Source organism: Mycobacterium sp. pR1184 (assembly GCF_041287235.1).
Taxonomy (GTDB): Bacteria; Actinomycetota; Actinomycetes; order Mycobacteriales; family Mycobacteriaceae; genus Mycobacterium.
Genome location: NZ_JBGGKR010000003.1, coordinates 425,504 through 438,441, shown reverse-complemented (window position 1 = coordinate 438,441; position 12,938 = coordinate 425,504). Strand labels below are relative to the sequence as shown.

9 protein-coding genes are annotated in these 12,938 nt (G+C 58.7%); 1 reads left to right on the top strand and 8 read right to left on the bottom strand.

From position 1 onward, the window contains the following. Positions 1-903: 903 nt before the first annotated feature. Complete coding sequence (locus tag ACAG21_RS07810; protein ID WP_370495377.1) at positions 904-2,187, top strand: ATP-binding protein; 1,284 nt, start codon at positions 904-906, stop codon at positions 2,185-2,187. Here the strand turns inward: ACAG21_RS07810 and dcm are convergent. The 8 genes from dcm to ACAG21_RS07770 all read right to left on the bottom strand — a co-directional run bounded on the left by dcm (position 2,184) and on the right by ACAG21_RS07770 (position 12,776). After that, positions 2,184-4,127, bottom strand: coding sequence for a DNA (cytosine-5-)-methyltransferase (dcm, locus tag ACAG21_RS07805; protein WP_370495376.1), 1,944 nt, complete (start codon positions 4,125-4,127; stop codon positions 2,184-2,186). The genes ACAG21_RS07810 and dcm overlap by 4 nt on opposite strands. Before the next feature lie 91 nt (positions 4,128-4,218). Further along, complete coding sequence (locus ACAG21_RS07800; protein ID WP_370495375.1) at positions 4,219-4,725, bottom strand: very short patch repair endonuclease; 507 nt, start codon at positions 4,723-4,725, stop codon at positions 4,219-4,221. 49 nt (positions 4,726-4,774) lie between these two features. Then, a complete protein-coding gene (locus ACAG21_RS07795; RefSeq protein WP_370495374.1) occupies positions 4,775-5,983 on the bottom strand; it encodes a hypothetical protein in 1,209 nt (402 codons plus the stop codon). Continuing rightward, the gene (locus ACAG21_RS07790) at positions 5,980-6,873 is read right to left on the bottom strand and encodes a hypothetical protein (RefSeq protein ID WP_370495373.1); all 894 of its coding nucleotides are present in this window, start codon (positions 6,871-6,873) and stop codon (positions 5,980-5,982) included. Before ACAG21_RS07790 ends, ACAG21_RS07795 begins: the two co-directional genes overlap by 4 nt. Beyond that, the gene (locus ACAG21_RS07785; RefSeq protein WP_370495372.1) at positions 6,870-8,858 is read right to left on the bottom strand and encodes a hypothetical protein; all 1,989 of its coding nucleotides are present in this window, start codon (positions 8,856-8,858) and stop codon (positions 6,870-6,872) included. The genes ACAG21_RS07790 and ACAG21_RS07785 overlap by 4 nt, the downstream gene beginning before the upstream one ends. Beyond that, a complete protein-coding gene (locus ACAG21_RS07780; RefSeq protein ID WP_370495371.1) occupies positions 8,855-9,745 on the bottom strand; it encodes a PD-(D/E)XK motif protein in 891 nt (296 codons plus the stop codon). Before ACAG21_RS07780 ends, ACAG21_RS07785 begins: the two co-directional genes overlap by 4 nt. Before the next feature lie 101 nt (positions 9,746-9,846). After that, the gene (locus tag ACAG21_RS07775; RefSeq protein ID WP_370495370.1) at positions 9,847-12,510 is read right to left on the bottom strand and encodes a Z1 domain-containing protein; all 2,664 of its coding nucleotides are present in this window, start codon (positions 12,508-12,510) and stop codon (positions 9,847-9,849) included. 5 nt (positions 12,511-12,515) lie between these two features. Next, positions 12,516-12,776: a hypothetical protein gene (locus tag ACAG21_RS07770; protein ID WP_370495369.1), complete on the bottom strand. Its 261-nt coding sequence runs from the start codon at positions 12,774-12,776 to the stop codon at positions 12,516-12,518. Positions 12,777-12,938: the final 162 nt, after the last annotated feature.

Below are 12,938 nucleotides of genomic sequence, written 5' to 3'. Positions count from 1 at the left end.
TCGTGGAGCGACAAAACCACCATCATCATCGCGGCTAGCCGTGCAAGAGATGTCTCGGTCTTACGCAGCGCACATAGCTTGGCAATGGCGGATCCCCGCCCTCATGGGTGGATGCAAAATCGAATAGCTCATCGAGTCGTTCTGACAGCGCGCCAATCTGCGATACTGCGCGAGCTCCTGCTGAGTTACTCCCGTGCCAGTCGACGGCGCGCCATCCTCCCTTGGGGGTCCGGCGCCAAGAATTTACCAACGGTTTCAGCCGAGATTGCAATCGGTACTCAAGCGCTAGACCGATCCTGTTCGAATCGGAGGTCACCATAAGTTCTTCGGCCTCCTTCAAGGCAGGCCATGCCACCACGACTACGCGATCCCACGTCTCGGGAGGAAATGTTGTCGCAAGGTGATGGCTTTCACCAACGGGTAGATCGCGGAGCCGGCGCGACGCCTCTGTCGTCTGTCCGACGTAGACAGCCCCAATCGAGCCAAATACCGTAAACAACCGGCCCTTTGACTGCCTGAACAGCATCCGTCGCGCCGGCGAGCATATCCCCCAAGCGGTAAGCAAACTGATACCGGTGCTCCCGCCAAGCCTTGGATGCTTCTAGCGTATGAGTGAGTGTCGTCAGACTGGACAGCCACTGCACGAACGCGTGCTCTCGCTCGTTCGGTTCCATAGCGATGAAGGTAGCTGATGGCGCGCTTCGGACTCCTAGTCTGAGAAACCGCCGGACAACACGTCGTGCTGCGGTGGGCCTTTATGCTGGTTAGCTGGCATTACAGCCAGTGGGCGGTAGACACGAGCGGCCAAACTTCGCACGCGCCGCGCGAGTCGATCCGACATTGTCTGTGCCTGCTGTTTAACTTAAGGCCAACATCAGGACTGAACCTGGAGCCTTTGATCCGATGAAACTTTCCAGCGTGGCACCGTCGGCCGCCCGCCTCACTTCCTCTCTGCGGGATATCGGCTACGACTTCGTCAGCGCGGTGGCCGACCTCATAGACAACAGCATCGCTGCGGGCGCGACCGATGTCGGGGTCGAGATCGAATTCGCGGGCGAAGCATCGACAATCTACATCGCCGACAATGGTTGCGGGCTAAACGCGCGGGGCATGCTTGAGGCACTTCGATTCGGTAGCCGACGCACTTATGGCTCGGGCGATCTGGGTCGATACGGCCTAGGGCTGAAGACGGCATCGTTATCTCAAGCACGCTGCGTGACTGTGATTTCCAAATCGGCTGACCGAAAACGTCCACTTTGGAGGTCGCTGGACTTGGACCTGATTGCGGAGTTGGACGACTGGGTTCTAGCCGAGAATCCTCGCGATCATGCCATCGCGAGGAGCGAAGAACTGCTTGGCACTGGGACCGGCACAGTCGTGGTGTGGCAAAACCTAGACCGCGTGCTTCCCGCCTCTGGTGCATCTGGCGGCTGGGCGAAACGCCGTTTCGAGGTACTAGTCGAGAAGACCAAGCGGCACTTAGCGATGGTGTTTCACCGGTTCATAACCGGTGAGAACAACGCCCCTCGGATTTCTATCAGCGTGAACGGCGACAAGCTCTTGGCATGGGACCCGTTTGTTCGTCATGAACCGGGGACACAGCAACTGTCGACCCAGCAGTTCGAGCTTGAGAGCGCAACCGGAGTCGGAGCAGTCGAGCTCCGTCGCTACATCCTCCCTGGCAAGAGGACATTCAGTTCTCTCGATGCATTTGACAATGCGGCCGGCCCTCTCAACTGGAACCGGCAACAGGGCCTCTATGTGTATCGCGAGAATCGGCTGGTGCAGTGGGGCAGCTGGGCGGGCACTCGGGGCATCGACGAACACACGAAGCTTGCTCGCGCGAGTCTCGACTTCACCAGCAGCCTCGACGAAGTCTTCAATATCAACGTCGCAAAAATGCGGGTGTCCGTACCGGCCCAGCTCAAGCAGATGTTGGAACGGCCGGTAAGTGAATTATGCATTCTCGCCGATCGTGTGTACCGTCGCCACAATTCCGACGCAGCTGACGCGCCCGACGAACCGATGGAACGCGACAATAAAGCACCAGCCAGCGGCTCGCTTCCGGAGATCGGATTGGCCCTGAAGTCAGCAGCAATTCAGTCGGGTCACTACGAAACCTTTAAGAAGGTAATGGCGTTCATGCAGGATCAACACCCCGACCTTGCCAGGGGCCTAGGTTTCTAGGGACCGGCAGCTGCGCACCAGCTGCTTAGCGGGCAGACGCCGCATAGCGGCTTTTCCACCAGACAAACGTCGGCCGCCAGCGCAATAAGGCCCAAGTGCGCCGGCCGCGAATCGTCGCCGAAGCCGATCATGCTGGCTACTGCAATTCGCCCATCGGTCTGCACATTTCTCTTGTCGGCGTCGTTGCCTTGGAACCGACTGGCGACGCGCAAGACACCTTTAGTGATCAATACAGGCTCCTCGCTCTCTCTCCCGTCGTGATTAATTGGCAGAGCAAGCTCTAGTAGGTCCGCCACTGCAGACGGTATGGCCGGGAGGACTGCACGGTCGATGGTCGGTTGCCACAACGCATTTGGGGCAGCAGCCAGCTGTACGGCAAGCTGACGCACCGCCGAAATCCGCTGGCCGCGACCCACCCCCGACATGAGTTCGTCGAGGAGATCGACGGCCTCGTCATCGGGCAACTCTCCGGGGCGGATGTCGTGCCGCATATCGATGATCGGCCATACCGCATTCATCACTGTCGGCGTAGCACGGTCAAGAAGGAGTTCGGCTAAGAGGAACTTCCAACGGTTCCCAGTCTTGAACCACGGGATCGCGGCGATGGAAGCTTGCCGTTGAAACCAACGCGCCAACTTCGCGGAGGTCGCCCGAGTGGACAGCCCTGCCTTGGTTTCCGAAGCCAGGGAAGTCTGTACCGCATGGCCGATCACCTCTCCGATCAGAGGTGGAACTGCGTTACCGATCTGCTTGAAAGCCGCCGATGGTGGCCCAGCGAAACGAAAGTCGTCTGGAAAAGTTTGAATTCGGGCAGCCTCTCGCACCGTGAGCGTACGCGGCTGCCTGGGGTGGATGTACCAGTAACCGTCTTTCGCGATGTGTGCGGTTATTGTGCGAGAGAGATCGTTCTCATCGAGTTTCTTGTACTTGTCATCAAAGATGTCTTTGCGGTAGCGCTGGTACTCGGGCGCTAGGTCCGTGTACTTCGTCTTGTGGGTCATCGATTCAAACGCGGCGCGGTCATCCTCGCGTACGGGCCTAGTGATGTGGTCGAATAGCTTGCACGCGTCCGCCTCCGAGACGTTTCGCCGCATCCATGTTTGGTACTCAGTCCGGGGCCCAACGTAATTCGCCCATCCGAAGGCACCGCCGGCCGGACGCCAACCACCCTCAACTTCGGGCATATCACCAATCGCGTTCCACAAAGTGACCCGCTTCTCTGATTCTGCTGGCCAAGTGAAACGGACACGATCTTTGAGGGCGACCAATAGCAGTCGTTGCCGCATTTGGGGGACCCCGAAGCGCCAGCTATCTATGACCCGCGCCGACACTGAATAACCGATCTGTTCGAGTTCCTCGGTCATACTGCGCAAGATGAACATTTCGCGATCGAGGGCCATATCAGGAACGTTCTCCATCACGACGGCGCGAGGTCGTGCTAACTGAACGACTTCCAAAAAGGATCGCCACAAGTCACGGCGTTCGTCATGCGGGTCGGCCACACCCGTCAAAACTCGGTGCCGAATCATCGACCGCCCCGCCCTAGAAAATGGCTGGCACGGCGGACCGCCTGTCAAGACCTCTATCCTATTGCGCTTCAACAGCTTCGCGACCCGCTTAATCATTGCTGGATCCGCTAGGTCGTCGTCCAGCGACATACCGGCGAAATGATGCCGGTGTGTCTCGACGGCGAAGCCATAGTGGTCAACCCCTAACACCACCCTAAAGCCGGCTTCCTCGAAACCCAGACTCATACCACCGGCTCCACTGAACAGGTCCGCGGCCAACGGCACGCCGTGAGCCCGCAGATTGGCGCACAGCGCGGCCAGATCCTCGTCGGAGCGCGTGTGGCATGGATGGGGAGCAAGCTCGACGAAAGGCCCTCGGATCTGCTTAACCGCATATGACGATCCAGAAGTCGTCACTTGGCGCGCGGTCATACAGCCAGATTAAGTGAGGGTGACGACACCGTACTGAGGCGCGCCGTTGTGCGCCGAGGCGCAGCGGTCCGCCTGTGTCACAGGTGTGCGATCAGTCGGGTCGCCGGATGTCGTTCCGCGAACGGGCATTCGCAGCCCAATCCGCGGCCTCCTTCGGAGTTTGGACCCGCGCCAGCCAAAGTTTGTGAATCGTCTCAGCCGCTTCGGCAGGGTCTTCGTGTTCCCAAATGTGGACTGGTAGCCAGCCCAGACACCGCAGCTTCTCATCCTTCTCTTTATCTCTGGTCACATTTGCCTCAAGCTTCGCAGCCCACCACTCTGCATTATTTTTTGGCGCGGTGCCATGCGAGGGGCAACGGTGCCAGAAGCAGCCATCGACGAACACCGCTATCCGCGCGCGCGTAAACGCGACGTCGGGCCGCCCAGGCAGTGTCCGGACTTGCACACGGAAACGCAAGCCCCGCCCGTGAAGCTCTCTCCGGAGAGCCATCTCAGTACCGGTATCTCTCGTGGGCATTGCACTCATCTGGCGGCGGACGCTCTCGCTGAGCGGTAAAGGCGACGAGTGGGCTGCACGCGGCGCGTCCTCCGTACCCATTAGTCCTTTGTCCTCAAAGCTTCGTCTACAGCACCGAAATGCAGGATCTTCACGTGGCTCTTCGAAGGAGTCGACGCAGCGCGGATTCACTGCTTGCAGCGCTGACGTCCATTTCCGCGAGTTCAGTTGTGTCCGTAGGTGTCTGCGGCGGCCACGCCGTATCGGAGGTAGGCGCCGACTCCGCCAACACATAGTAAGTTCCACGTCTGACGCCGCGCCGCGCCAGCAGGCCCTCCTTCATCAGCGCTTGGAGTACCTCCCGTGCCTCACCTGAGGTAATCGGCACGATCTCTCGCAAATTGCTGTTTGTGACGCGACCAACCCTCCGGGCAATCCCGAGCGCTGTTTGGGCAACGTTCTCGAAATCCGGCGTCACGGTGCTGCTGGAAGAAATATTGGCAGCCTCGTCCTCGGACATCGTCATTCGTTCAATTGCGACGACGCCAGGACTTACCATTGGCACGTCGTGATGCTTGCCGCTCGTTTCAGCTTCCGACAGGCTGCGGTGGCGGCCCCCGGGATCGCCAGATTCGCGCGAGATGGCCGCAGCTGCAGCGTCGAAGCAACCTTCGACGACCTCATGAAGCTCGTTGTCGCGCAGCGCGGCAAAAGAAATGAAGGGCGTTAGGCGGAGCAGTCTCTTCATGGCATCACGCATCAGGTGCATGCGTGATTCGGCTTCGCCGCGGTCGACACGGTCGAGGAACTGCAACGCAATTGTTCGTGCCAGCCTCTGATCGCTTGCGATTGTAGGGCGCTCAGTTATGTTCACGAGCTCGTCTTCGCCCAGAAGAGTTAGGTCAACTTGGGGACCCATTATCGCGGCTCTCCACCAAAGACGCCTGAAGGTATTGCGGTTGACATCACCGATGAACCTGCGCGCATCGGCGTCTTTGCCGAATCTCCAAACAGCTACATCGAGGAGCCAGCAGCAGGTCAGGTAACTCCAGACCTCTTCGTGTGAAGCCTCGTTGAGAGACATCGGAATACGCTCGTGCAGCAGACGGGCCAGTCGTCCCTCGAATACGGAGAGGTTAGCAACGCGGCCTGGCATCCCGTACTGACAGGCGAGTTCTACAACTTCTTTGCGGAGTTCGAAAAGTCGCTGGTCGTCAATCCGCGCCCCCCCTACGGGGGTGAATGTGACTACCGGAGTTTGATCGGGCATCCGGCTGCTGATTTCGGGTAGGTCTTCGCCCAGATGGCTGTTCAGTAGCTCGAGTGCCGTCTGCCTGTCGATGCGCGGCAGGACGATCACGCGACTACTCCAAACTTTGCTTGTAACTCAGCGGAAAACCGGGCTGAGTCCTGAAGACTGCGCGACCGGAGGGCTGGGAGTTGGATGCCCGGCCAACACATCGAGATGAGTTCGAACAGCATGCGGCCTACAGTGCCGTCCTCGAAAGTTTCTGGTTCGTCCACGAAACGATCATTGCGCAACGCGCCGGCGATAAGCGATCTAGCAACATCAAACGTTACAAACGACCTTAGTAGTGCGGCTCTAGGGTCTGAACTGCCTGAACGCAGCAGCTCGGGCATAACTTCGTGGCCGCTATTGACGATAAGTCGCATACCGCCCAAGACCGGCGCTTCGAGTTCATCGGGGTCCCAGTCCAACGCCCAGGCCGCATTGTCTGGGTAATGAGGCAATGTCTTGAAATCGGCTGCCGTGATTGGGAACCGCGCAGCCCCACCTTCGAGCGAGATTTGCGTTTCCTCCTCCCACAAGATCGCACCGAAGCGGCGCGGAGAGATCGGCGACGGGGCGCCACCAGGGTTTCGCAAAACCAATCGTGTCCGCAGGGTCAACCGACCCCCAGACAAAGCGCCAGGCACACAAAGTGTTAAGGCAGTTCGCGCCAGTCCGCGCAGAGATCCCAGCTCGACCATCGGTCCGTCGCCCGTAGTACGAGTTCTGTTCGACGACCACGTCGTGGCGATGGCAAATGCTGCGTCATCTGGCAATGCGCACGAGCTGCGCACGCTGTCGAGGTCAACCTCCACGACCCGCACAAGTTGAAGCTCCGTAAAAGGATCCCAATGATCGACTCGATCACCAATTGCTACGCCGTCGGCAACACACCAAGGCTGGGCGACCATTGCCGAGTCTGGTGGCAACAAATATGGGGCGGCCCCCGCAGTCTTCACATGGCCTCCACTGCGAGATCCACTCTCATCATTTCGTCTCTAAGCTGAATCTCGACCGCCCACAACCCATCAACACCATCTGGGCCTACTGTCAATTCCCCGGCTGTATGGCGCGCCCCAGAAGGGTCGACCCAGCAATGAACGGTGGGTTTCACATATCCAACGGGAGGCTCTACTTCCACGAGTGCGCCATCGTTGGTCATGACTTCCACCGCAGCGGTCAGCCGGACTCGATTTCCTTTGGTGCGCAATTCAAATGGGTAAGTGATGACCGGAGTGCCGTCCATAGAGATCGCGGGGCTCGGGTCACCCGCAGCCCTAGTCTGAGGCGGTGGGAGCGGCCGCACCCGCGCCTCGCGGTCCCGTGCAGTGCCGTTCCAAGATTTATCGGTGTTTGGTTCAGTGCTCCGCGATGTAGTTGCGTCGACCCAAGCGTCTTGGGTGGCCGTGTCGATGACCCTTCGCCCCGGCGCACGGCGGCGGGTTCGGGTTTTGCTCTCACGCTTGGAAGCTTGCCTTCTTGCCCCCGGCCCCTCTTGGCCGGGCATAAGCGTCGCAAGAGCATCTGCGAATTCACCAAGCGGAATTGCGTCTGATTCTCGGAGTTGCTGTGCCGCAGCATCGTAGCCAGCTGCGAGCCGACAGTGGCGCTCGACACGTTCCAGCGCGATCTTGACGAACGATCTCCATTGCTTGTCCTGCACAGATCGATAAATCCAGTCGTCGTGCGTCGGAGGCTCGGCGGCTTTGAACATGTCGTCAACATCGAGCGCACACTTGAAAACGCCCGAATAACCCAACCTGCCACTCGCCGGCGTTGCACCCGCGAAGTAGTTCACGACCAGTTCGGGAGTTCGCATAAGCGCCACGTGGTGCACACCGGTCGCGGTTATTCGCGCCCCACGGGGAACCGGTCGGTCAGCCAGATCTGCAGGTGCCACTGGACCTTTCTGTATAGTCAAGCGGCCTAGACGTCGCACTGGCCGGAGACTGCGAATTTCGCTGTCAATCGTCAGATCGTCGCCATCATCTGTGGGCTCCTGGCGATGGCGGTCCATGGCTTCAACAAATCCGCGCAACCGTTGATGTGTTCGCGGGTTGGGAATCCGGATCAAGTTGCCGTTGTCACGAAGTGAGAACTCCATAGTGCGTCTTGCGCCGCCCAGGGTGTCGATCATCCTGGGCCAGAAATTCCAAGCGATCGCCTCGGCGACGAAGTCCATCGTGGCGTCGGTGCCGTCATCCGTCTCGATGCGGATTGAGGGCGCGATGACAAGGACCGTAGTTCCTCTACCATCTGCGCCAGCCCTAGCAGGCAGGCCGAGCAAGTCGGCGACCTCGTCCGCCTCGTCGCCGGTAATCGGCTCTGGCGCACCGCTTATCATGCGGCCCCACCAGTGCCTTCCGGTGTAAGGAACACCATCGACGTCGAATGTGTCACCGAGAGCGCAACCCAGTAGCCTCCGTTCAAACTCGCCAGGCGCTAGTTCGCACAGACTATCAATGATCACCGTCCTAGCCATGCTCGCTATGTAAAAGGCGGCCTTTCCGTACCCGAAAGACCCGCCGCCGAAATCCTTGTCGGGCGGCTGCCCAATATTGCGGACGAAATCAACGAAGTCCCGGGGCTCGCCCTGTCGGTCCGCACGGGTCGGTCCAGCGAGACCGTGCGTGCCGAAATCAGCAACATATAATGTGCACATCCCATCTCGAAGTTCTTCGGCAAGAGCGAGACCCGGGGGCGGGTCCACAAGCACATTGTCCCGCAATCGAGCGACCGTTTCACGGTCTAACGTCGCGCGCCCGATCTCGACACGGATGCCCTGCGAATCGGGCCGCTTTGCGTCCCAACAGTTTTGAACTGCTTCACGGATCAGCACTTCCAGCGGCTCGGTGTCCGGACGCCCGAGTTGATTTAGGATACCGATCGCGGCCAAGCCGCCCGTTGCGTTGTAGGGCTCTGAGTATCTTTGGAGCTTAATCACAATGCGGTTCCTAGGGTTAGCGAGGCCAAAAGTGCTTGGTACTCGAGCGGCCCGAGCGAACTAGCAAGTGCACTCGTCAGATCCACGACATAGCTGACATCGACGACGCCGCTCGGACGCTTACCCCCAACGAAGGAGTCAGGCACGATACGTGGCGTGCGATGATCCACCGGTAGGGTCACCCGCTCCCGAACCTCGAACGTCACGTCATCGGTTCCAGTTAGGTCTGCGGCTGCAATGCCATTCGCCATCAGGGCAGAAAATAGCTTCTGAGCTGAAACTCCCGCTCCGAGAAGTTCGTCAACGACGGCAGATACCCTTGTGCTCCCCCCGGGGACTTCCTCAAGACGTACTAGATGCAGGTGCAGGCTGCCTCCTTCAGGAGGCAGCATCTGGTCCTCGCCGTGGATCGTTATGCGGTACCCAGCATGGGAACGCGTCGTCTTGACTTCGATAGCCGTTGGACCGCTTCTAATGTCATGACGCTGGCCGAAAGGACCGACCCAGTAGCCGATATCCGTCTTGCCTTCGGTTTTGACCGCATCCCGAACAACGAGCAGCTCCCCTAGGGTTGCCGCTAACTTGTCGCGGCTCGGCGGACCGGTTGGCGGAATAAGGAACTCGCGCCAACCGTTGAGAACGTGCTCGACGGCCAGCTCGGGCGCTTCGCCACCTACCGATATTCGTTCAATCACCGCTGCCGCAAAATGATCGAAGACTTCCGAAAGCGCCGCGAATAAGCATGTGATGTCCAAGAACAGGCGACTTTCGCCGTCTACAAGTAGATTTCTGGTTGTGAGCGCGAGGGTCGTAACAGCCGGTGTGTTAACGATTTCCGCGTTCGTCGCGAGTAAGAGGTGCTGGCGCGACTGATCGTCGACGCCCACCAATACACCTTTCAAGGATTTTACGGGTAGGACCGCGAGCCCCGTCGCGCTGGGCGCTCCGTGGGTGGTGAGAGCGCTGAATGCTATTCTGACGTCGTCGATCACGACGACTCTTCTTCAGCCTCAACGGATTCGTCGGAGTCGTCTGGAACCTCAACTTCGATATCGGGCATTGATGCGACGTCTGCCGTGACGTATTCGACATTGGCTCTACTGCTACTGCTTTCAGGGAACACAAGCCCTATACCGACGACATGCGTTGCCGCGTTTAAAGGTTCGCGCGTCTTGACGGAACCACGTACAGGACGGCTATCTTTCGACACCGGATATAGCAGAATAAGGCCAGAGCCGTCGCCATGGCCTCCACGATCCGGAATGTTCCGAAACCTTGATAGGTCAGCGGGTTTCGTATCCACCTTCAGTGTCCCATCAGGAAGCCTGAGATCGATTACTCGATCGTGGCGACTCATGAGGGCCTTGATGTCAGCGTAAGTCGTACCGCCGATCTGCTGTAACCTAGCGCGGTTTATGCAACCCGTGTCTTTTCCATCGATGCCGAGATCGACGGTGCCAAGATAGTCGGATTCAGAACTGCGGCCCATAACCGCGACATTGAATCGCAGTAGTTCGCCTTCCTCACAACGATCTAAGATGTAGCGACTTATCAACGGGCTGTCGAGGTCTCGGCTATTCTCGTGGAAGTGATACGCAGACAAAAAGCTCACTACATTCTGTGAATCGATGCCCTCGAAGACGGTGATTCCAGGCCTCGGATGCCACCGCGGCACCGATGCCGCCGAAGACACGAGGTCGCGTGCTGCTCTGAGATTGTCGGCAAGCCACTCATCGTCTTTGTGATTGAAGAGAATTGTCTGCAACCGACGTCCGGCGTACGAGGCTTGCGCCGTCTTTGCGTGCTGCATCTTGGCAGCAGATGTAATGGCGAGGGTGGGATGGGTTCGGATGCGTATCCCGAACTGCTCTGGGGTGAGGTGCTCGACTTCCAACCTCTCTACGTCATAGCGAATTTCCTGTTCCACCGTCGCCAGGTGATGGAACCAGCCCCGCATCTCGTCAGTCATCCAGATACGGGTCAGATCGGCGTACCCATTGCGGTATCCGAACCAGCGCCCCATTTGCAGCAAGGTGTCGTAGGCAGAGGCGCTTCGAACGAAGAATGAGACGGCCAAGCCCTCCAGAGTCAATCCTCTCGAAAGTGTGTTACCCCCGACAGCGATGAGGACCCGCGGATTCGAGTCATCGAACGCGAGCCTCTCGACGCTGCGGGAGTTATCAGTTATGACTTTGGCGTCATCCGCAGCCGCGGGTAGCGCTTCCACCAGGTCTGACCACCCCACGGCCTCAAGCCGAAAATCGGACGCAGAAACCTTCGCGCATTCATCGGCCCATTGACGCTCGAGCGACTCCAAAAGCACAGTGTCTCCACGGGATAAACGCGCCCGTAGTGACACAAGATGGTCTGAAATCGCCTGCGCGGTCCGTTCATGAACATCGATGTGTTGGGAGGTGTGGACCAAGGCTGTGGCATGGCGATTTCCCTTGCCGCGAAGGCGCCTAGCTGCGGTGCTCATCAGAAAGTACCGCAACGCCTCGTCAAGGCTGTCTGTAATCCGTGGTTCGAATTGGTGTCGCTTCGCGGCGCCTTTGGGTCGGAGATCGTCGAGCTCTTCTTCGGGCACGGTGCGGATGAAATCGTTTCCGTCGTCGCCGACATCCGTGTCGTCGAAGTCAAGCGTTTCTCGACCGAATATCGCCTCGGGCCCGATGTACGGAAGGGGACGAGGAAGGTCGACGATGAAGTCGCGCGGGTAGAGATCCTCGTAGTCAGTCGGATCGACCAAGACGTTCGCGAAGGGTGTGGCCGTGTATCCGACATAAGCCGATTTTGGAACCTTGTTGACAATCTCGCGGATCAGCGCGTTGATCCGCGTCGGCTGCCGATCGGGCTTCGAAGTGTTGACCGTGGCCTGGTCAGCCTCATCATCGATGATCAAGACAGGGCATGCCGCCAAGACCTCCGGCCGAGCACCGAACAGCCAATTCTTGAGGGCGCGAAGCCGTGGGCCATTCTTCTTGACGACCGCGAGCACGCATTGCCGCTGAATAGACAGGAGCGCATCGACGTTTGCCGTTGGCCGAAAGTCTTCGTCGTCGGTTAAGCGGTGCCATAAGTTGCTATGAGGCTGCCAGAGCTGCTCATTGAGGCGATCTTGAGTTTGTTGACGTAAGGCGTCGTGAATTCCTGAAAGGATGATGAAAAGTCGGTAACCGGCGTCGGCAGCTTTTGCGATCACCGCAGTGAAGTTGGTGGTCTTGCCGCTCTGTACGTATCCGAGAACCAGTCCGCGACAATGATACTCGCCCTGGCCGGCGGGGTTGGGAAGATTTGCCACGACCTTCGTCGACGAGTTGTTTAAGTCGTTCAACATCTCGTCATCCCAGCCTTCAGTGCGCAGTATCTCGACGAGCGCCGACCAATTCCGGTCCTCCTCGCGTGGGCCTGGGTACCAAGTCTCGATATTGCCTGCAACAACTGAAGTTGGGACCTGAGCATTTTTTATCAGGACACTGAGCTCGCGAATTCTCCTTGCAGCCTCGTTGATACGCGCTACGTCGCCGATCTGCGACAACTCGGCAACCGCATCGTCCAGCGTCAATGACGGGCTATCGCGAAGGATTCGTGCGAGCATCTTTACAAACGGGTCTTCGGCGGCAAGCGTGTCCAAATCGGTTGTCTGCATCATCCCCGTCACAGTTCACCCCGCGCCGTATCTGAGCGCGCCGACATCGTGAGGCCGGGGAACACCTCGTCGAGAATCTTCAGCAGCTCGGCCGCTCTATCCAGATCGATGTGCAGAACTTGACTAGTGGTGCCGTCGGAGGCATACGTCTCGAGCTGAAGGAGCCCAGCCGTACCGGCTGATCGGTCATACGTCCAGCCACATTCCACCTTCGTTTTGAAGCGGATCGTTCGATCATTACGAAATCTAAAGCTGGTGATGAGCGCCACTCAAGCTCTCCATACCCACAGATCGTCGAACATGTTAGCTGGTGACTGCCTGCCGTGCCCGTTCATGGCTGACGCCCAGCTCATGAGCAAGATACCGCTGGACCTCAACCAACGCGCCGCATTTCTAGAAGGAAGTTGCGGCGAGTTGCTGAACCGATCGAC